Origin of the sequence: Streptomyces sp. ATCC 21386, assembly GCF_018728545.1 — a bacterium.
Lineage (GTDB): Bacteria > Actinomycetota > Actinomycetes > Streptomycetales > Streptomycetaceae > Streptomyces.
The window spans coordinates 5,811,425-5,831,134 of record NZ_JAAVVL010000001.1 but is presented as its reverse complement, the minus strand read 5'-3'; the positions used below and the strand labels follow the sequence as shown (position 1 = coordinate 5,831,134).

General features: G+C 73.9%; 19 protein-coding genes. 2 read left to right on the top strand and 17 right to left on the bottom strand.

Translation table 11 applies throughout. From position 1 onward, the window contains the following. Nucleotide 1: 1 nt before the first annotated feature. The 3 genes from GWK25_RS25045 to GWK25_RS25035 form a co-directional block, all read right to left on the bottom strand. Entirely contained in the window at nucleotides 2–577 is a 576-nt protein-coding gene (locus GWK25_RS25045) for an EboA domain-containing protein (protein ID WP_215453162.1), read from the bottom strand. After that, nucleotides 574–1,419 (bottom strand): sugar phosphate isomerase/epimerase, encoded by an 846-nt coding sequence (locus GWK25_RS25040; protein ID WP_215453160.1) that lies wholly within the window; start codon nucleotides 1,417–1,419, stop codon nucleotides 574–576. The genes GWK25_RS25045 and GWK25_RS25040 overlap by 4 nt, the downstream gene beginning before the upstream one ends. A 358-nt stretch (nucleotides 1,420–1,777) precedes the next feature. Beyond that, complete coding sequence (locus tag GWK25_RS25035) at nucleotides 1,778–2,911, bottom strand: inositol-3-phosphate synthase (RefSeq protein WP_308404312.1); 1,134 nt, start codon at nucleotides 2,909–2,911, stop codon at nucleotides 1,778–1,780. Between the two features lie 462 nt (nucleotides 2,912–3,373). On the opposite strand from GWK25_RS25035, the gene GWK25_RS25030 reads away from it, so the two are divergent. Continuing rightward, complete coding sequence (locus GWK25_RS25030) at nucleotides 3,374–4,459, top strand: methyltransferase (RefSeq protein WP_215453157.1); 1,086 nt, start codon at nucleotides 3,374–3,376, stop codon at nucleotides 4,457–4,459. A gap of 285 nt (nucleotides 4,460–4,744) precedes the next feature. Here the strand turns inward: GWK25_RS25030 and GWK25_RS25025 are convergent, their stop codons facing one another. The 10 genes from GWK25_RS25025 to GWK25_RS24980 form a co-directional block, all read right to left on the bottom strand. Beyond that, the gene (locus GWK25_RS25025) at nucleotides 4,745–6,280 is read right to left on the bottom strand and encodes an FAD-dependent monooxygenase (RefSeq protein WP_251829024.1); all 1,536 of its coding nucleotides are present in this window, start codon (nucleotides 6,278–6,280) and stop codon (nucleotides 4,745–4,747) included. A 157-nt stretch (nucleotides 6,281–6,437) separates the two neighbouring features. After that, nucleotides 6,438–7,925: an FAD-dependent monooxygenase gene (locus GWK25_RS25020; RefSeq protein ID WP_215453155.1), complete on the bottom strand. Its 1,488-nt coding sequence runs from the start codon at nucleotides 7,923–7,925 to the stop codon at nucleotides 6,438–6,440. 2 nt (nucleotides 7,926–7,927) lie between these two features. Further along, nucleotides 7,928–8,872 (bottom strand): aromatase/cyclase, encoded by a 945-nt coding sequence (locus tag GWK25_RS25015; RefSeq protein WP_215453152.1) that lies wholly within the window; start codon nucleotides 8,870–8,872, stop codon nucleotides 7,928–7,930. A 29-nt stretch (nucleotides 8,873–8,901) separates the two neighbouring features. Further along, the gene (gene fabG / locus GWK25_RS25010; RefSeq protein ID WP_215453149.1) at nucleotides 8,902–9,690 is read right to left on the bottom strand and encodes a 3-oxoacyl-ACP reductase FabG; all 789 of its coding nucleotides are present in this window, start codon (nucleotides 9,688–9,690) and stop codon (nucleotides 8,902–8,904) included. 17 nt (nucleotides 9,691–9,707) lie between these two features. Further along, on the bottom strand, nucleotides 9,708–9,977 hold the full coding sequence (locus GWK25_RS25005; protein ID WP_215453147.1) for an acyl carrier protein: 270 nt from the start codon (nucleotides 9,975–9,977) through the stop codon (nucleotides 9,708–9,710). Nucleotides 9,978–10,029: 52 nt separating this feature from the next. Beyond that, nucleotides 10,030–11,244 (bottom strand): ketosynthase chain-length factor, encoded by a 1,215-nt coding sequence (locus GWK25_RS25000; RefSeq protein ID WP_215453145.1) that lies wholly within the window; start codon nucleotides 11,242–11,244, stop codon nucleotides 10,030–10,032. Beyond that, nucleotides 11,241–12,512 carry a beta-ketoacyl synthase gene (locus tag GWK25_RS24995; RefSeq protein WP_215453143.1) on the bottom strand — a complete coding sequence of 424 codons (1,272 nt, stop codon included), beginning with the start codon at nucleotides 12,510–12,512 and terminating at the stop codon, nucleotides 11,241–11,243. The genes GWK25_RS25000 and GWK25_RS24995 overlap by 4 nt, the downstream gene beginning before the upstream one ends. Further along, entirely contained in the window at nucleotides 12,509–12,838 is a 330-nt protein-coding gene (locus GWK25_RS24990; RefSeq protein WP_215453141.1) for a TcmI family type II polyketide cyclase, read from the bottom strand. The genes GWK25_RS24995 and GWK25_RS24990 overlap by 4 nt, the downstream gene beginning before the upstream one ends. Before the next feature lie 402 nt (nucleotides 12,839–13,240). Further along, nucleotides 13,241–13,936: an antibiotic biosynthesis monooxygenase gene (locus tag GWK25_RS24985; RefSeq protein WP_215453139.1), complete on the bottom strand. Its 696-nt coding sequence runs from the start codon at nucleotides 13,934–13,936 to the stop codon at nucleotides 13,241–13,243. Nucleotides 13,937–13,987: 51 nt separating this feature from the next. Next, nucleotides 13,988–15,457, bottom strand: coding sequence for an FAD-dependent monooxygenase (locus tag GWK25_RS24980; protein ID WP_215453136.1), 1,470 nt, complete (start codon nucleotides 15,455–15,457; stop codon nucleotides 13,988–13,990). 167 nt (nucleotides 15,458–15,624) lie between these two features. On the opposite strand from GWK25_RS24980, the gene GWK25_RS24975 reads away from it, so the two are divergent. Then, the gene (locus GWK25_RS24975; RefSeq protein ID WP_215453134.1) at nucleotides 15,625–16,125 is read left to right on the top strand and encodes a nuclear transport factor 2 family protein; all 501 of its coding nucleotides are present in this window, start codon (nucleotides 15,625–15,627) and stop codon (nucleotides 16,123–16,125) included. A gap of 108 nt (nucleotides 16,126–16,233) precedes the next feature. Here GWK25_RS24975 and GWK25_RS24970 read toward each other — a convergent pair whose 3' ends face one another. From GWK25_RS24970 to GWK25_RS24955, 4 genes are all read right to left on the bottom strand, one after another. Further along, a complete protein-coding gene (locus tag GWK25_RS24970; RefSeq protein ID WP_215453131.1) occupies nucleotides 16,234–16,653 on the bottom strand; it encodes a pyridoxamine 5'-phosphate oxidase family protein in 420 nt (139 codons plus the stop codon). 113 nt (nucleotides 16,654–16,766) lie between these two features. Continuing rightward, complete coding sequence (locus GWK25_RS24965; RefSeq protein ID WP_215453129.1) at nucleotides 16,767–16,910, bottom strand: hypothetical protein; 144 nt, start codon at nucleotides 16,908–16,910, stop codon at nucleotides 16,767–16,769. Between the two features lie 33 nt (nucleotides 16,911–16,943). After that, on the bottom strand, nucleotides 16,944–18,470 hold the full coding sequence (locus GWK25_RS24960; RefSeq protein ID WP_215453127.1) for a condensation domain-containing protein: 1,527 nt from the start codon (nucleotides 18,468–18,470) through the stop codon (nucleotides 16,944–16,946). A gap of 276 nt (nucleotides 18,471–18,746) precedes the next feature. Continuing rightward, the gene (locus tag GWK25_RS24955) at nucleotides 18,747–19,565 is read right to left on the bottom strand and encodes a 4'-phosphopantetheinyl transferase superfamily protein (protein ID WP_215453124.1); all 819 of its coding nucleotides are present in this window, start codon (nucleotides 19,563–19,565) and stop codon (nucleotides 18,747–18,749) included. Nucleotides 19,566–19,710: the final 145 nt, after the last annotated feature.

Genomic DNA, 19,710 nt, shown 5'->3' with positions numbered 1-19,710 from the left:
GCTAGGGGCCGGGCGGGGGGTCCTGGGGGTGCCCGGTCAGGGCGAGCACGTGGTCGAGGTCCTCGGGGACAGGCCGGCCGGCGGCGGTGCGCTCGGCGGCGTGGGCACGCAGCATGCGGGCCAGCTCCCCGTCTGCGTGGGCCCGTTCGGCGAGGCGGGCCACACCGCGCACGGGAACGCCGGTGAACAGGCACTTCAGGACGGCGTGCCGCCAGGTGTGGGCGTCCAGGTGCCGGGCGGCGTACGGGCCGAGGGCGGCGGCCAGCAGACCGGTGTCGTTGGTGCGCAGGGCGTCCTGCACCAGCGGCACCCCGTCCGCCGCCGGGAGGTCGAGGCGGGGCAGGGCCAGCAGGACGGCGCGGCGCTCGGCGGGCGTGCCCTGCCGGTACAGCAGGCTCACCTCGGCCGGGCCGGGGCGGGCCGCGGCCAGCAGCCGCACGCGGGCCTGGAGCGCGCCGGGCCCGCAGCGGCGGCCGGCTTCGGCGAAGCGCAGCGTCCAGCCGGGCGTGCGGGCGGCGGCCTGGGCCAGGGCCTGCTCCAGCCAGAGGTGCGGTGCGGTGGCGATGGGGGCGTTCATCTCGTCCCTCCGTTGCGCAGGAAGTCCAGGGAGTGCGCGGCGAGGGCGGGCCCGGCGTGGGAGTGGCGGGGCAGTTCCACCACGGTCAGCCCTTGGTAGCCGCTGTCTTCCAGGGCCCGCAGCACGGGCGGGAAGTCGATCTCCCCCTGGCCGAACGGCAGGTGCTCGTGCACCCCGCGCCGCATGTCCTCGATCTGTACGTGCTTCAGCCAGGGCGCGGACTGGCGCACGCACTCCTGCGGCGAAAGGGGCTCCAGGCACTGGCAGTGGCCGATGTCGAGCGTCAGGCCCAGTGCGCCGGGGTCGCCGAGTTCGGTGCGCAGCCGGTGGAAGCCGGCGAGGTCGGCCAGCAGATGGCCGGGCTCCGGTTCGACGGCCAGCGGCACTCCGGCCTCCTCGGCGGCCTCCAGCACCGGGGCGAGCGCGTCGGTCAGCCGGGTGAAGCCCGTGCCCGGGTCCACGCCGCCCGGCAGGACGCCGCTGAAGAGGTGGACGGCGTGTGCGCCGAGGCCGGCGGCGACGCGGACCGCGCGGATCAGCAGCCGGACGCGGGCCCAGCGGGCGTCCTTGTCCTCGTCCAGCAGGCTGGGGCCGTGCTTGCGGCGGGGATCGAGGACGTAGCGGGCGCCGGTCTCCACGCTCACGCCGAGTCCGAGCGCGTCCAGCCGCTGCCGTACGCGGCGGGTCCGGGCGGTGAGGTGGGGGGCGAGCGGGTCGAGGTGCATGTGGTCGAGCGTCAGTCCGACGCCGTCGTAGCCGAGGTCGGCCAAAAGCGCGAGGGCGTCGTCCAGGCGCAGGTCGGTCAGCCCGTTGGTGCCGTATCCCAGGCGCAGCCCGCTCATGCCGCGCTCACCCGGCGCCCCGGCCGTGCCCCCGCGGGCGTGTCACCGGCGACGCGCGGGAGCGCCGGGAGCCTGAGCGGTCCGGCCCAGGCCCGCACGGTGTCCCCGGGCGCGGGGCGAGGGGCCGGCGGGCGGGCGGCTGCAAGGCGAGCGGCGAGCGTGCGGGACGGTGCCGGCCCGCACGCCGGCCAGGCCGCCGGTCCCGCCACTCCCGCCACTCCCACCGGTCCCGCCACTCCCACCGGTCCCGCCACTCCCACCGGTCCCGCCGGTCCTGCCGGTCCCGCCGGTCCTGCCGGTCCTGCCGGTCCTGCCGGTCCTGCCGGTCCTGCCGGTTCTTTCGGTTCTGCCGGTGTGCTCATCGGGGGTCCTTCAGGCGTTCGGCGAAGGCGAGCAGGCGGGTGTACTGCTCGGCCAGGGAGGCCGGGGCGCCGGGGTCGGCGTCCTTGAAGTAGAAGGCGAGTTCGGGGCGCGGGCCGGACAGGCCGCGTTCATGGGCGCGGGCCAGCAGCCGGGCCAGGTCCAGGACCAGCGGGGCGGCCAGGGCGGAGTCGCAGCCCTGCCAGATCGTCTGCAGGACCATGCGGGTCCCCAGGAAGCCGTCGAAGGCGACGTGGTCCCAGGCGGTCTTCCAGTCACCGAGCGCGGGGACGTCGTCGATGTGCACCTCGCCCTCGGGCGTCGTGCCGAGGGTGTCGGTGAGGACCCGTTCTTTGCCGGCGTTCTTCGCGGCCGCCGCGGCCGGGTCGGCGAGCGAGGCCCCGTCGCCGCCGCCCAGCAGGTTGGTGCCGGACCAGGCCCGCACGGCGAGCGCCCGCTGGGCGAACATCGGCCCCAGCACCGAGCGGAGCAGCGTCTGCCCGGTCTTGCCGTCCTGGCCGGCGTACGGCAGGCCCGTCACCGGCGCGGTCACGGCGAGCTGGGGGTGGCGCAGCCCGGTCGAGGGCGTGAAGTTGACGTAGGAACAGCCCACGCGCAGGGCGGCGGCCGCGTACAGGGAGCTGGCGGGCCAGGCGCCGGGCTCGGGGGCCGGTTCGGTGGTGGCGACGTTCACCACGACCGTGCGGGCCGCGCCGGTGGTGTGCGCGAACTCCCGCAGGTGTCCGGCGAGGACGCCGGTCAGTTCCTCGTGGCCGCGTCCGTCGCCGGGCAGGGGCACGCCGGGGCGGATCCGCCTCTCGGCGGCGGCCAGTTCCTCCCGGACCGCGGCCGGCATCCAGTGCGGCAGCACCCCTTGGGCGGCGAGGTCCTCGGCCCGTTTGGCCAGCGGGGTGGCGGCCGTGTCGTGGCCGCCGAAGACCAGCGAGGGCAGCGGGGGCAGGCCGCTGTCGGCGAAGGCGCCGGTCTCGGTGACCAGGCCCGTGGGCGGTATCAGTCCGGCCGTCAGCGCGGCGCAGCCGGCGATCGCCGTCGTGGCGAGCGATCCGCGCGCCCCGACCAGCCACACGCCGGTCGGCGCGGGGGCGTCGGGAGTCTTGGGGTGAGGGGACACAGGCAGCCTCCATGAGGTCGGTGCGGGGCGGCTCGGCAAGCGGATGCCCGGCCAGAATGCCGAGCGGCCCGGCGGGCGGGCGTCGTTCTCCGGCGTGCGTCGAGCGGACCGCGAGCCGCTCTGCGCCGGATGTGGTGCGCGCCCGCCGGGGCGCTCCCCGCGGAGCCCGGCGGTGGCGCGGCAGGCGTGGGGCCGCGGCCCGGGGGCACGGGGCACTCCGCATGGGGGTGGATGCGCTGTGGTCGGGGCGGGAGCGGAGGATCCGGTTCATGGCCGCCGCCGAACGGGCGGTGTCGTCGTGCGGGCGGGGTCCTTCGGGGCGTTGTCAAACCGGTGCGCCGAAACTCCAGCGGGGTCCGAGTCGCTCTCCAGGGCCGCGCCAAGGCCCGTCCCTACGGTGGTGGCCGGTCCCTTCCGGCGGTCGGGGCCTTGTCTTTTCCGCCCCTGTCCTGGAGGAATCTGATGCCCGAACTGCCGCCCCCGCACGTCGTCCGGGAAGCGGAGAAGGCCCGTGCGGATCTGCAGCGGCAGAGCCGTCAGCTGGCGCCTGCGCCGTTCGCCCTGCTGGAGCTGTGCATGGGGTCCATGGTCACGCAGGCGCTGCATGTCGTGGCACGGCTGCGGGTCGCCGAGGAACTCGCGGACGGCCCGCTCGGTGTCGAGCAGCTCGCCGAGCGCACCGGTGCCGACGCCGACGCCCTGGGCCGGGTGCTGCGGCTGCTCGCCTCGCACGGTGTCTTCGCCGGACGCCCGGACGGCACCTGGGAACTGACGCCCATGGCGGACGCGTTGCGTGCCGGGCATCCCATGACGATGCGTGACCTCGCCGTCCTGATGGGCCACCCCACGCACTGGGAGGACTGGAGCCGTCTGCTGGACTCGGTCGTCACCGGCGAGCCGAGCCTGCCCAAGCACCGCGGGATGGGTGCCTTCGAGTACCTGGAGCAGAACCCGGAGTACGGCGAGGTGTTCATCCGGGGCATGGGCAACATGTCGGACACCGAGACCGGACCGGTGGTCGCCGCCTACGACTTCTCGCGCTTCGCCACGGTCGTCGACTTCTGCGGCGGACGCGGCGGGCTGCTCTCGGGCATCCTGCGGCAGGCACCCGGGGTGCGGGGCATCCTGTCCGACCCGCGGGTGGAGGGCAACGGCGCGGCCGAGTTCCTCGCCGGGCAGGGCGTCGCGGATCGCTGCACCACCCACGCCGGCGGGCTGTTCGACCCGGTGGTGCAGGGCGGGGACGCCTATGTGCTCAAGCACATCGTCCACGACTGGCCCGAGGAGCAGGCGCTGCAGATCCTGCGCAACGTCCGGTCCGCGATCCGGCCCGAGGGCCGTCTGCTGCTGGTGGAGATGGTGATCCCGCAGGACGGCGACGAGCCGCACTCGGGCAAGCTCGTCGACCTGTGGCTGATGCTGCTGGTCGGCGGCAGGGAGCGCACCGCCGCCCAGTACGCCGACCTGCTCCTGCGCGCCGGGTTCCGCCTGGAGCGTGTGGTGGAGACGGCCTCGGCGGTCTCGATCGTCGAGGCGGTCCCGGTCTGACCGGCCCGGCCGGCACGCGAGGGCCCCCGCAGCGTCTCGACGAGGCGCTGCGGGGGCCGTTGCCGTGGGCGGCGCACTGTTCGCCGTACCGATCGGCGCACTGTTGCCGTACCGGCGGGGGCCGTTGCGTGCCGGCCGGGCGGGTTGTCGCGTGCCGGCCGGGGGTTGCTGGTGTCGGGCCGGGGGGCGTGCCGCGGCGGGGCGGGGCGGGGGCGTGCCGCGGCGGGGCACCCGGTCACCAGGTGCCCCGCCGTCCGGCCGGCTCGGCCGCCTGTTGCCCGCCGGTCAGCGGGCGGGGCCGAACCAGTGCCGCAGCGCCGGCTCCAGGCCGGCCGTCGTGGCGCCGTCGGCCGCCCAGGCCACGTACCCGTCGGGGCGGATCAGGACGGCCGTGGCGGCGGCCAGCGCGTCGGGTCCGTCGGCGGGCTTCAGTGTCGCGGTGACGACGTCGACCCGGTCTTCCCCGCCGACTGCCGCGCGGCGGGTGCGCGCGTCGTCGGCCAGGTCCAGCAGGACGCCGCGTCCGGTGTGCAGCAGCTGCGCGACACGCATCTCGCCGGCGGCGCCGACCAGCAGCCGCGGAGGCATCCGGCGGCCCGTCAGGGGGTGGGCGGGCGCCTGGGGTTCGCCGGGCACGGACAGGTCGTAGTGGATGTCGAGGTGGCTGACCAGGCCGGCCAGGTGGCGTTTGACGTCGTCGTGGGCGATGAGTTCGGTGAACAGTTCACGCAGCGGCTCGGACTCGGCGCCGCCGAGGTAGACGGTGCCCTGGGCGCGGGTGTTCATCAGCAGGCGGCGGCCGGCGGCGTGGCGTTCGTCGTGGTAGGTGTCCAGCAGGGCCTCGCCGGCGTCGCCGCGGAGCACGGCGGCCAGTTTCCAGCCGAGGTTGGCCGCGTCCTGCACGCCGGTGCTCAGGCCCTGGCCGCCGGCGGGCAGGTGGATGTGGGCGGCGTCGCCGGCCAGGAGGACGCGGCCGCGCCGGTAGGCGGAGGCCTGGCGGGTGGCGTCGGTGAAGGAGCTCACCCAGGAGGCGCTGCCGGCGCCGATGTCCTCGCCGGTGATGTGCCGCCAGGCCTCGGCGACCTCGGCGTAGGTGACGGTGCGCTCGCGGTCGTGGGCGGGCTGGCCGTCGGGGCAGACGATGATGCGCCAGACGTCCTCGGTGAGCGGGGCGGACATCACCATGCCGCCCGGGTAGCGCTCTCCCAGGTGACGGGGGCGCAGTGTGACTCCGGTGATGTCGGCGAGGTACATGCCGCGCCGGGCGTCGCTGCCGGGGAAGTCGAAACCGGCGGCCCGGCGCACCCGGCTGGCGCCGCCGTCGCAGCCCACCAGGTAGGCGGCGCGCAGTGTGCGCTGCTCGCCCTGGGGGGTGCGGACGGTGATCTCGACGGTGTCGCCGTCCAGGTGGCCGCCGGCCAGGGAGACGAACTCCCAGCCGCGCCGGATGTCGGCGCCGGACTCGGCCGCCCAGGCCTCCAGTACCGCCTCGGTGTCGCCCTGAGGGATGCCGCGGGCGCCGAAGTGGGCGTCAGGCAGCACGGTGAAGTCGAAGACGGTGCCGCCGAAGTGGCCCATCGGGCTGGTCTGCAGGCTCTCGCCCTGCCCGAAGCGGGGCAGCAGGCCGCGCTGGTCGAAGGTCTCCATGGCGCGGGCGGTGAAGCCCAGGCCGCGGGACTGCCCGGTGGGGGCGGCGAGCTTCTCGATCACGACCACACGGGCCCCGCCCAGGCGCAGTTCACCGGCGAGCATCAGTCCGGTCGGGCCGGCCCCGACGACGATGACGTCGGTGTCCATCGCGGTGCCTTCCACGGGTTGCATAGGGGTTGTTCCTTCCTGGCTACGGGATCATGTCGGGCCCGGCAAGGGGGTGGCGGTCACCGGCGGGGCGGGGAGAGGAAAGAAGAAGAGGGGCAAGGGTGCGAAGGGCGCGGGGGGGTGGGGGGTCCGGGGGTGGGGGGTGTCCGGGGGTGGGGGGTCAGTACTCCAGCCGGGGCACCGGTTTGGGCGGGCCGAACCAGCGGGTCAGGGCCTGCTCAAGGCCGGTGTCGGCGGCGCCCCGGCCCACCCAGGCGATGTGGCCGTCGGGGCGCAGCAGCAGGCGCTCGGCGCCGTCGAGGAGGGCGGGGTCCTCGGCGCGGACCGCCACCGTGCTGACCCGGTCGGCCCAGCCGGCCGGCGGTTCGGTGGGGGCCCCGGGGCGCAGGTCGACCAGGACGCCGCCGCCGGTGCGCAGCAGGCGCGGGGGGTGGACGCGGCCGAGCGCGGTGTGCAGGGCGGTGTGCGGCATCCGGGCGCCGAGCAGCGGGTGGGGCTCGCCCTCGATGTCGTAGCGCACGTCCAGGCCGCTGATCATCGAGGCGAGGTGGGTGCGGACGTCCTGCTGGGTGATGAGTTCGGCCAGCAGGGTGCGCAGCGGCTGTACCTGCGGTCCGCCGAGCAGCAGGTGGGCCTGGGCCCTGATGTTGGCCAGGACGCGCCGGCCCACCGCGTGCCGTTCGCTGTGGTAGGTGTCCAGCAGGTCCTCGCCGGTCTTGCCGCGCAGGTGCAGCGCGAGTTTCCAGCCGAGGTTGAAGGCGTCCTGCAGGCCGAGGTTGAGGGCCTGGCCGCCGATGGGCATCTTCTGGTGGGCGGCGTCGCCGGCGAACAGGATCCGGCCGTGCCGGTAGTGGGTCAGCTGCCGGGAGGCGTCGGTGAAGGCGTTGACCCACAGCGGGGTGCCGCCGCTGATGTCCTCGCCGGTGACCCGCTTCCAGACGGTGATGATCTCCTCGAACTGGGCGTCCGCGGAGCGCCGCCCAGCGCCGGAGCCGAACTCGTGCACCATCACGCGGGTCACGCCGTCGGGGCGGCGCGCGGCGATGGCGAGCCCGTGCTCCAGGCGTTCGAAGCGCCGGTCGGGGATGTGGATGCCGGCGATGTCGGCGCGCAGCAGTTCCCGGCGGGCGTCCTGGCCGGGGAAGTCGGCGCCGATCAGGCGGCGCACGGTGCTGTCCTCGCCGTCGCAGGCCACCAGGTAGCGGCAGCGCAGGCGCAGGACGCCCTCGTCGCCGAGGGCTTCGAGTTCGACCCAGTCCCCCACCTCACCGACGGCGACCAGTTCGTGTTTGCACTTCAGCTCCGCGCCCGAGGCCAGCGCCCACTCCTCCAGGACCGCCTCGGTCTTGGTCTGCTGCACCTTCCACTGGCCGGGGTGGGTGCTGGGCAGGGTGAGGTCGAGGGGGATGCCGCCGAAGTGCCCGCGCACCTCGCTGGGCGGCTGGCCGAGATCGGGTATCAGGCCCCGGCTCTGGAAGATCTCCATGGTGCGGGCGTGCAGGGTGGAGGCCCGCGACGTGGTGTCGGGGGCGCGCCGTTTCTCCACCAGCACCACGTGGACGTCGCGGGCCAGTTCACCGGCGAGCATCAGCCCGACGGGACCGGCCCCGACGATGACCACATCGGCCGTGAGGCGTGTCGCTGTCACGGTCAGGCCCGCTTCTGCTCGGCGTGGGCCTTGGCGTAGGACAGGGTGGCGCGGCTGTTGGTGGACAGCGCGGTGTGCACGTACGCGCGGGCGTCGGCGACGGTGGCGTCGGGGCCGAGGATGCGCGCGATGTTGTCGGTGTTGAGGGTGACGGTGTGCTGCGAGGAGGCGGTGGTGCCCTCCTGGGTCTCGGTGAACGTCCATTCGCCGGTGTGCAGGGTCATCAGTGCGGGCAGTGTGACCTGCTTGTAGGCGATCTTGTGGTGCGGGAAGACGACGCGGTAGGACTTGGTGGTGTGCACCGAGCCGTCCTTGGCGCGGGTGTCCATCTGCAGTTCCTGCAGGCCGGGTGTGTCCTCGGTGAGGCGTACGACGGCCACGTGCGGCAGCCGCTCGGCCCACCGGTCGGCCTCGTTGACGAAGTCGTAGACGTCCTTGGCGCTGCCGGCGATGTGCACGGTGTCGGTGAAGGAGAAGGTCAGCTCCTGGGTGTCGGCGGCGTGCGCACGCTCGACGTTCTCCTTGAGCGCGGCGAGTTCCGAGGTGCTGTTGTTGTCGACCGCCCGCTCGATCCACAGCAGGTCGTGCGGGTCGTCGCCGAGGGCGCTGTAGTCGTGCAGCAGGCGCACCCGCGAGCGCGTCTCGCCGAGCGGTTCGATGATCCAGGTGCCGCCCATGTGCTTGACGGGCGGTGCGGGGATCTCCTGGCGGAAGGTGATGGTCAGGCGGTCGGGGTCCAGGGTCCGGTGCGAGGTCCAGTCCTTGGGCGTGTCGTTGGCGGTGGCCCAGATGCGGATGCGTTCCTGGTCGGCCTGTGTCTGAAGCCGGTCGACGTGGATGGTGGGCGGGAAGATCCGCGGCCAGTTGGTCACGTCCGCGAGCAGGTGGTAGACGGCGGCGGCGGGGGCGTCGATGCCGATCTCGTGCTCGACCTCACGTGTGGTCATGAGGTTCTCCTCGTAGAAGGTCGGGTCGGTCAGAAGTTGCCCAGGCCGCCGCAGACGTTGAGGGCCTGGGAGGTGATGGAGGCGGCGGTGTCGGAGGCCAGGTAGCCGACGAGGCCGGCGACCTCCTCGGGTGTGGAGTAGCGGCCGAGGGGGATCTTGGCCTGGAACTTTGCGAGGATGGCGTCCTCGGAGGTGTCGTAGGCGGCGGCGTAGCCCTGGCGGACCTTCTGGGCCATGGGGGTCTCCACATAGCCGGGGCAGACGGCGTTGACGGTGATGCCGGTGGGGGCCAGTTCGTTGCCCAGGGCCTTGGTGAAGCCGACGACGCCGTGCTTGGAGGCGGAGTAGGGGGCGCCGAGGACGACGCCCTGCTTGCCGGCGGTGGAGGCGATGTTGATGATGCGGCCGCGGTTCTTGTGGCGCATGCCGCCGGTGGTCAGTGCGGCGCGGGTCATCCGGAAGACGCTGGTGAGGTTGGTCTCCAGCACGTCCTGCCACAGGTCGTCGGTGAGGTCGGCGGTCACTCCGCCGCCGGAGCGGCCGGCGTTGTTGACGAGGACGTCGACGGTGTCGAAGCGGTCGACGGCGGCCCTGACGAAGGCGTCGGCGGAGGCGCTGTCCCGGACGTCGACGACCGCGCCGTCCACCTCAAGGCCCTCGGCCTGGAGGTCCTTGACGGTGGCGGCGATGTTGTCGGCGTTGCGGGCGCCGATGAAGACGCGGTGGCCGGTTGCGGCGAGCAGGCGTGCGCAGGCCAGGCCGATGCCGCTGGTGGCGCCGGTGACGACGGCGACCTTCGCGGTGGTGTTGTCGCTCATGTCGCGGGTGCTCCTTCTCAGGCGGCCTGGGCGGGCGCGAGCTGCGCGTTGACGACGTCGATGAAGGCGCGCGGGGTGTTGGCCTCGCCGACGGCCTCCTCGTCCAGGCAGATGCCGTACTCGCGTTCGATGAGGCTGCCGGTCTCCAGCAGGGCCAGGGACTCGTAGCCGATCACCTCGAACTCGGTGTCGAGGATGTCGGCGTCGAGGTCGACGCCCTCGGCGACTCCGGCGGCCTCCGTGAGGGTGCGCTTGAGGTCGGCGAGGGTGAAGAGCTTGGCGGTCATGGGTGTGCGTCCTTTCGTCGAAAGGGGGGGTCGTTGGCTGGTGTCCGGCGGGTCAGGCGGGGCGGCGCAGGACCATGGCGGAGTTGAAGCCGCCGTTGCCGCGGGCCAGGACCAGGGCGGTGCGCACCTCGGCCGGGCGGGGCCGGCCGAGGACGAGGTCGAGCCCGTAGTCCGTGCACGGGTCGGTGTGCACCGTGGGCGGGATGAGTCCGTCCTGCATCGACAGCAGGGCGGCCGCGAGGTCCAGCGGCGCGCCGCCCGAGTACAGGCGGCCGGTCATCGTCTTGGGCACGGTCACGGGCACGCCGCGCTGTCCGAAGACGTCGTTGAGGGCGCGGGCCTCGGTCAGGTCGCCGGCCGGGTCGCCGGCGCCGTCGGCGAAGACCACGTCGATGTCGCGGGCGTCGGCGCCGGCGTCGGCGAGGGCGATCTCGAGGGCCTTGCGCAGGGCGGTCGGGCGTCCGCTGCCGGGCCGGGGGTCGAGGGTGGCGCCGTAGCCGGCGATCTCGCCGTAGATCCTCGCGCCCCGCGCGCGGGCGCTGTGGGCGTCCTCGGTGATGAGGATGGCGCCGCCCTCACCGGGCACGTAGCCGCGGGCGTCGCGGTCGAAGGGCAGGTAGGCGCGGTCGGGTTCGTCGCTGGTGGAGAGTTTGCCGGTGGTCAGCTGCGCCACCCAGCCCCAGGGGCACAGGGAGGCGTCGACCGCTCCGGTGACGATCAGGGGGGTGCCCTTGCGGATCTGGCGGCGTGCCTGCGCGACGGCGTCCAGGCCGCCGGCGCCCTCGCTGACGACGACCCCGGCGGGGCCCTTCATGCCGTTGCGTATGGAGATCTGGCCGCTGTTGACGGCGTAGAACCAGGCGAAGGACTGGTAGGCGGAGACGTACTGGCTGCCGCGGCTCCACAGGTTCTGCAGTTCGCCCTGGCCGAACTCGAAGCCGCCGGCGGCGGAGGCCGTGATGACGCCCATGTCGAATGCGGCGAACGCCGCGGGGTCGGCTCCGGCGTCCTCCAGCGCCCAGTCGGTGGCCACCAGTGCCAGCCGGGTGACCCGGTCGGTCTGCGGCAGCAGCCGGCTGGGCAGATGGTTCTCGGCCACGAAGGCGGGGATCTCGCCCGCCAGCCGGCTGGGGTAGCCGGAGGGGTCGAAGCGGGTCACCCGGCCCAGTGCGTGCTTGCCGGACAGCGTGGCGGACCAGTAGTCCTTGACGCCCAGGCCGTTGGGCGCGGCGACGCCCAGGCCGGTCACCACCGCGGAGGTGGTCATAGAAGGCTCCTTTCCGGGCTGGCGAGCACCATGGCGCTCTGGAAGCCGCCGAAGCCGCTGCCGACCGTCAGGACGGCGTCGATGAGCTGGTCGCGGGCGACGACGGGCACGTAGTCGAGGTCGCACTCGGGGTCGGCGTGGTGCAGGTTCGCGGTCGGCGGGACCACGTCGTACTCCATGGCCAGCGCGGAGGCGGCGATCTCGATGGAGCCGATCGCGCCGAGCGAGTGGCCCACCATCGACTTGATGGAGCTGACCGGGGTGCGGTAGGCGTGCTCGCCCAGGCTGCGTTTGAACGCGGCGGTCTCGTGGCGGTCGTTCTGCTTGGTGCCCGAGCCGTGGGCGTTGACGTAGTCGATCGCCTGAGGGTTGAGCCGTGCCTCGGCGAGGGCGAGGTCGATGGCCTCGGCCATCTCCTTGCCGTCCGGGCGCAGGCCCGTCATGTGGTAGGCGTTGGAGCGGGTGGCGTAGCCGGCGATCTCGGCGTAGATGTGCGCTCCGCGTTGCTGGGCGCTTGCCAGTTCCTCCAGGACGAAGAACGCGGCGCCCTCGCCGAGGACGAATCCGTTGCGGGTCTTGTCGAAGGGCCGGGAGGCGCACTCGGGTTCGTCGTGGCGGGGTGTGGTGGCCTTGATCGCGTCGAAGCAGGCCATGGTGATCGGTGAGATCGGCGCGTCGGAGGAGCCGGCGATCACGACGTCGGCGGAGCCCTCGCGGACCAGTTCGACGGCGTAGCCGACGGAGTCGATGCCGGAGGTGCAGCCGGTGGAGACCACGGTGGAGGGGCCCTCGGCGCCGACGGCCCAGGCGACCTCGCAGGCGAAGGAGCTGGGCACCATGTAGTCGTAGAGCTGCGGCACGGCGTAGGTGTGGTCCAGTACGTCGAGGCGGCCGCCGTCGCTGACGACCCGGTACTCCTGGTCCAGGCCCATGGTGGCGCCGACGGCGCTGCCGACGGTGACGCCGACGCGGTGGGGCTCCAGCGCGGCCAGGTCGATGCCGCTGTCGGCGACCGCGCCGCGCGAGGCGACGACGGCGAACTGCGCGGCCCGGTCCAGGCGGCGGACCTCCTGGGGGCTCAGGCCGTGCTCGTAGGGGGCGAAGTCGGCCTCGGCGGCCACCCGGGAGCGGAAGGGCGAGGGGTCGAAGAAGGTGATGCCGCGGGTGGCGGTGCGGCCGCTGCTGAGCAGCTGCCAGAAGTTCTCCCGGCCCACACCGCCGGGGGCGATCACCTCGATGCCGGTGATGACAACGCGACGCCGGCTCACGCGGACGCCTCCCAGTGGTAGAAGCGGGTGGCCATCGCGTCGGCCGGGGAGCGCCAGGTCGCGGGGTCGTAGGCCTCGATGAAGGGCTTGAGGTCGGCGCTGATCCCCACGAAGCGGGGGTCCTGCTTGGCGGCCTCGATCAGTTCGCCGCCGTTGTCCTCGTCGAAGTCCTGGAGGTGGAAGTACAGGCCCCGGTAGGAGAACAGCTGGCGGCGCCGTGTTCCCATGCGGTGGGGCATCTCGGTCCGGTCGAACTCGGCGAACAGCCGGGCCACGTCGGTGCTCGAGGTGGCTGTCATCCGGGCGACAATGAGCGTGCTGTGCATAGGTTTGGCTCCTCGGCGTGTGCGTGGAGGGGTTCGCTTCGTTCGGCCGGCGCGGGCGCCGGTTCTCACGACGCCTCGACAGTGCGGCCCGGCGGTAGCGCCCGGCCCGCGCAGCGCCTGAGTCCGGCCGGAGCCGCTGCCGGCGGGGCCTGGACACAGGCGGGATCGCGGGCGCCGGTGGTCGGGCGCGGGCGGGAACACGGGCGCCGCTGGTCGGGCGCGGGCGGGAACACGGGCGCCGGTGGTCGGGCGCGGGCGGGATCGCGGGCGCCGCTGGTCGGGTGCGGTGGTGGTGCGGGCGCGGGCATGCGTACGCCTCCGGAGCGGGCGGCACACCGTGGGCGGCCGGAGGTTTCCGGAGGCGTGCGGGAGGGGCGGCGCGTCACAGAGGACGCGCCGGGTTCACTCGCCGGCGGAACGCGTGTGGACCACCTGGTAGGTGTTCACGTCCGCGGAGGTGGCGACCGCGCGGACCCGGCCCACGGCCTTGGCGCGGTCCTCGGGCCACTGCTCGGCCGCCTGGTCGCGGTAGGCCTCGAAGGCCTCCTTGCTCTCCCACTGCGAGTAGGAGACGACGAAGGAGCCGTCCAGGCCGCGGGCGCGCAGCCCCTTGAGGACGATGTGCGAGACGAAGCCGGGCACGTCCAGGAACCAGCGCTGGCCCTCGCCGAGCGCGTCGAGGAGTTCGTCCTGGTCGCTCGCCTCGACGCCGAAGACGCCGATGACGGTGTAGTCGTCGCGGTGCGGGCCGATGTCGGCGACGCCGCCCTGGCCGGGCTGGGTCAGCACGAAGGCGACCTCGTTCTGCAGCAGGCGGATGGAGGTGGTGATCTCGCCGAAGACCGGCAGGGTGCGGTGCTTGAACTCCTCGCCCGCGTACCGCTTCTCCAGGTCCTCGCCGCTGCGCCACTGGATGAAGTTGGCGGTGCCGGGGCTCTGGACTCCGGCGTGCACGGTGGAGGACATCCAGCCCTCGTACGTCGCCGCGTCGACGATCTTCGTCATCTCCTCGATCAGCTTGTCCTGCTTCTCGGGAGCGTCGGTGGTGAACAGGTTGAGGACGGTCAGGTGCTTGTCCTCGGCGGAGATCTTGGGCATGGGTCCTTCGCTTCCTGTGGGTGAGGTGAGGTTCAGGCGGGCCGGCGGTGGTCAGCCGGTGGGGCCGAACCAGCGGGTGAGGGCGTCGGTGAGGCCGTCGGCGCCGGTGCCGGCCGGGCCGACCCAGGCGACGTAGCCGTCGGGGCGGACGAGGATGCCGTCCACGGGCACGTCGCAGTCGAAGTCGACGGCGACGGTCTCGAGGCGGTCTCGCCAGCCGGCGGCCGCGCGGGCCAGACCGTGGTCGCCGCCGAGTTCGAGCAGTACGGGCCGGCCGGCGTGCAGCAGGGTGGTGCTGGAGACCTTCTCGCCGGCGACGACCAGGTCGCGCTCGGGCAGCCGGCGGCCCAGCAGCGGGTGGTCGGGGCCGCCGACGTCGTGGCGGATGTCCAGGCCGGTGACCATGCCCACCAGGTGGCGCTGGACGGCAGGGTGTGCCCGCACCAGTTCGGAGAAGACCTCGCGCATCGGTTCCATGTCGTCGCCGCCGAGGTAGAGGCTGCGCTGGGCGAGGGTGTTGGTCAGGATGCGGGCGCCGACGGGGTGGCGTTCGCTGTGGTAGGTGTCCAGCAGTCCTTCGGGGGCCTGGCCCTTGATCTCCAGGGCCAGTTTCCAGCCGAGGTTGACGGCGTCCTGGATGCCCGCGCTCATGCCCTGCGCGCCGATCGGCAGGTGGATGTGGGCGGCGTCGCCGGCCACGAGGGCGCGGCCCTTGCGGTACTGGGCGGCCTGCCGGCTGACGTCGGTGGTGGAGCTGACCCACAGCGGGGTGGCGCCGCTGATGTCCTCGCCCGACAGCCGCCCGAACGCCTCGGCGACCTCCTCGAAGGTGATCGGGCCCTCGGCGGTGCGCACGGGCTGCGCGGCGTCGTAGTAGATGACGCGGCAGCGGTCCGGGCCGAGCGGCATCACCATGATCATGCCGCCGGGCACGCGTTCGCCGCTGAAGCGGGGGCGCAGGCTCACGCCGGTGATGTCGGCGAACCGCAGCTCCAGCGTGGGTTCGGTGCCGGGGAAGTCGATGCCGGCGGCCCGGCGCACCAGGGAGCGGGCGCCGTCGCAGCCCACCACGTAGCGGGCGCGCAGGGTGCCGGCGCCGCCCGTGCCGGCGACGGTGACGCTCACGCCGTCGTCGTCGAGGTCCACGCCGGTGACCTCGACGCCGCGGCGCACCACGGCGCCCAGTTGCACCGCCCAGCCGCCCAGGACGCCCTCGGTGCGGGCCTGGGGGACGCCGCGGGCGCCGTAGGAGCCGCCCTCGATCACCTGGTAGTCCAGCGGCACGCCGCCGAAATGACCGGCCGGAATGACGCCGACCTCACCGAACCGGGCCATGAGTCCGCGCTGCGCGAACTCCTCGATGGTCCGCGCCGAAAATCCCAGGGCCCGTGATTCACGAATCGGCTCGGCCAGCTTTTCCAGCACGGTAACCGAGACTCCGTTGAGTCTCAGTTCACCCGCGAGCATGAGTCCGGTGGGACCCGCCCCCACAATAATGACGTCCGCGTCGAAGAAATTCATCTGTCCTCTTCCTCACTGGTGTACGGCCAGTATCGCGAGGGTTTTCGACGGCGGTAAATAGCCATAGGTACAGGTCTTCTGCAAGGAATGCCAGAAGAACGTCGGGAACGTCAGATCTTTGTCAAATGCACTTGCCGGGCACGGGTGTATCGGCGGCATTCTCAGGCATGAACTCCATTCGGACCATCGATGATTCTCCTCGGCCCGGGGACCGCCCCGTCACGGCCGGCGGATCCCGTGCCGACGTCGCCGATCTCCTGGCCCGCTATTTCGTCTCCCTCGACGACGAAAAGCTCGACGACACCTGGGCGGCCGGCCTGTTCACCGAGGACGCCGTCGTGGCGTTCCCGATCAGCCGGCACCAGGGCGTTCAGGGCATGGCCGCCTATCACCGTGCGGCGCTCGGGGCGTTCGCGGCCACCCAGCACCTGGGCTCTGCGCCCGTGGTGAGGGTGGAGGGCGAGCGGGCCGTGCTGCGCGCCAACCTGATCTCCACCCATGTGCACCATGCGCGTCATGCCCGCCCGCAGGGGGAGCTGGAGCCGCTGTTCGCCACGGGCACGTTCGTCGACGGCGAGGCCCGCCGCACGGCCGCGGGGTGGCGGCTGAGCCTGTTGTCGTTCCGGCTGCTGTGGGCCGAGGGCACCCCGCCGCCGGCGTCGGCGTAGGGCGGGCTCCGGGGCGCGTTGCGGGGGCGGTGCCGGGCGCTGTCCCGGTGCCGCCCCCTTCTTTTTTTGCCCGCGTGTGCCGGTGGGCCGTCCCCCCGGGGTGGTGGGTCAGGTGTTGAGGTGCAGGACGCGGTCCACCGCGATCTCGATGACGACCCGGCCGGGCGGGTTGGGCGGGGCGGACCAGTAGCGTTTGGCGTAGAGCCCCGCGCCCAGCGTCACCCGTGCGGGATCGTCGACGACCGTGCCGGTGCCCTCCAGGGTCACCCAGGTGAAGCCGTGGACCTGGCACAGTGCCACCCGGCTTCCCGGCGCGGCCAGCAGATTCCTCGCCTTGCGCGAGGTGGCGACCGTCATGACCCGGGCCACGGCGGCGGCCGGGTCGAAGGTGAAGCGCACCGGCGCCACGTGGAGCGATCCGTCGGGGCGGATGGTGGTGAACGCCGCGACCTCGGCCGGGTCGTTCAGGAACGCCTCGACCTCGGCGGGCACCCGCACGGCGGCCGGGCGCTGCTTCGACAGCGACATGTTCCCTCTCGTCCTCCCCCTCGAACGGGCCCTGGATCGTGTCCAGTCGGTGCTTCGTGTCAGTCGGTGCTCGTGTGTCAGTCGGTGCTCGTGTCTGAGTCGGTGCTCGTGTGTCAGTCGATGCTGCGGACGATGGTGAGGAACTCCTCGTCCTCGTCGTCGGCGCCGGCCAGCCTGAGCAGCGGTGCCATGCCCACCGGCACCATCCCGAACACCGCCATGTCGATCTCCCGGAACTCCTCAACGCGCTCGCTCATGGGCGCCTCCTTCGTGTCGGTCGCCTCAGGGTGTCAAGACTGGCTCGGGGCCCGGTCGAGGGCGCCTTGGGGATCCGTGGGGCGCGGCCGGGGCCGCACGGTGCGCCGGCCGGGGCGCGGCGGCGCGATGAGGGGCGGTGTGTCGGAGCCGAGTGCGGAGAGCACCTCGCCGACCCTCGCGCCGCCCGTGGTGGCGGGCAGCAGGCGCAGCAGCCGGGCGCAGTGCGCGGCCAGCAGGCGGGCGTCGCGGTCGGAGACCCGGGCCCGGTCGTGGGTCACGGTCAGGCGCAGGGAGCCGTCCGCGCCGCGGTGGGCGAGGAGGGCGACGGGCACGGCGGGGTGCGCGCCGTCGGCGTGTTCCATCTCCAGGCGCACCCCGGCCGCGGCCAGCGCGGCCCGCAGTCCGGCCGGGGGGCGGGGGCCGGAGGCCACGGCCACCAGGCTCTGCACCAGCTGTGTGCCGGACGCGGCGCGCCCGGTCCACTCCTGGATCTGCCCGAGGGCGACCCATTCGTAGGCCGCCATGTCCAGGGCCCTGTCGCGCAGGGCGGCCAGCAGCAGGCTCAGCGGCTGTTCGGGGTCGACGGTCACGATCATCGGCAGGCTGGTGCGCAGCGGGCCCACCAGCCGCTCGACGCCGTCCAGGGGGATGCCCCGCCCGGAGACGGTGACGCCGAAGCCCACCGGCAGGCCTCCCGGCGCCCGCTGGGCGCGGTGGATGAGCAGCGCCCAGACGGCCTGCAGGGCGCTGGAGTCGGGCAGGGCCCGGGCGGCGGCCCAGCGGTGCAGCCGCCCGGCCTCGCCGGCGCTCAGCCGTACCTCGGCGCGGCCGCAGCCTTTCTGGCGGGTGTCGGGGCCGGGCAGCAGTGGCAGGAGCGCCGGCGCGCCGGCCGGCAGGGCCCGGCTCCACAGCTCGCGGGCGGGGGCGGGGTCCTGTCGCTCCAGCCAGCGTGCCCAGTCCCGCAGGTCGGGCCTGCGTTCGCCGCCGGGCAGCACCCCGCCGGCGAGGTAGGCCCGGCAGAACTCCTCCAGCAGTACGAAGACGCTGGCGGTGTCCAGCAGCGCGTGGTGGAACGTCAGCAGCATCCGCGTGCGGGCCGGCGCCGGCGCGCCGGGGGCGGGTGCGTCCAGGAGGGTGACGCGCAGCGGGCCGGGGCGGCGCAGGTCGAAGCCGCGGGCCCGGTCCTCGGCCAGCGTGCGGGCGAGGTCGGCGCTGCCCGCGGCATGGCGGACGACCTCGATGCGGGCCCGGTCGTGGATGACCAGGAGGGGGGCGGCCGGGCCCTGGGCGAGGGCCGAACGCAGGACGCTCTCGCGGTCGGTGACGGACTGCCAGGCGGCGGTGAACCGGCCGGTGTCCAGCGGGCCCTGCCAGCGCCATGTCAGCTGCTCGACGTGTCTGCCGCTGCGGCGGTGGGCCAGGGCGTCGCGCACCACGTCGTCCTGCTGCCGGGGCACCTCCAGCGCGGTGCGCGGGGGCCGGGTGGAGGGGGCGGCGGTGCCGCGGACCCGGTCGCGTCCGGAGCGCGGGCGCCTGGGCCTGGGCCTGGGCCTGGGCATGTGTCCCTCCTTTCCCCGGCCGCGGCGGCCGGTCGGGTGCGGGCCCCGCACCGTGGGGGCCCGGGAGCCGCCCGCGGGCGTAGCGCTCCGCCGGCCAGCGTGCCGGGGCGCGCTGGCGCACCGCTGACAGCGCGCTGACACCGCTTGAGGTCCGCCGCAGCGTGCCCCGCGTCCGGGCGGAGCGGCAGGCCGCGGCGCCGAGATGCCGTGCCGGGTGCCGGGGGGGCGCCTGAGTGTGGTGCCTGGGGGCGCGGCGGCTGGGGGCGGGCGGGGGTGTCAGGGTTCCTGCGGGGGCGGGGGCTGCATGGCGGAGAGGAAGCCGCGGTCGAGCATGGTGTGCACGGAGGTGTCGTCGGCGGTGTTCAGGCCCGCGTCGTGACAGGCCACGCTCAGCAGATAGCGGTCCATCACCGGATGGGTGGCGAAGTCCCACTCGCCGCGGCTGGCCGCGCTTCCGTCGGGGGCGCGCAGCCTGCCGCCCGGGCTGAAGCCGAACTCGTTGAAGCCCAGCCGCAGTCCCTGGCCCAGTGCCTTGCTGTAGGCCTCCTTGAGGGTCCACAGCCGCAGGATGTGGGCGGTGCGCCCGTCCTCGGGCATCGCGGCCACCTCGCGTGCCTCGGCGGGGGTGAGGATCTGGCTGTGGAGCAGGTCCAGGCGCACCGGGCGGTCGGCGGGCTCGACGTCCACGCCGATACGGCCGGTGCGGCTGAGGCCGACCGCCATCAGGTCCTGGGTGTGGCTGAGGCTCAGTTCGATCTGGTCGAAGCCGCGCAGGTAGGGCCGCCCGCCGAGACGGTAGGCGATCTCCAGGTGCTGCGGCGGGGTGGCGAGGGCCGCGGCGGCGGTGTACTTGATGAGCAGCCGTGCGGCGGCGAACCGGTAGCGCACGGCGGCGTCGGGTGTACGCCGGTAGCGGTGCCAGTCACGGCCGAGCAGTTCCCGCAGCCGGGGGGTGGTCAGGACACTGGGCAGCCACTCGCTCCACGTGGTGTACACCAGTGCGTTGCCCAGGTGCGCGAGGTTCTCCTGCACCCCGCGCCAGGGTCCCGCCGGCCGCGGCACATGGAGGGGCACGGCACATCTCACCCGGTTCATCGTCGTCTCCCTGCGTGTCGTGGTCTGCCGGCCCGCCCGCGCGGAAGAGGGAGGCGGTCAGGGGGCGGTGGTGGGCGGCGGCCGCCCCGGCGGGCCCCTTGACGGCGCCCGGCGCGTGCGGCGTGTGCGGGCGTGGTGTGCCGGG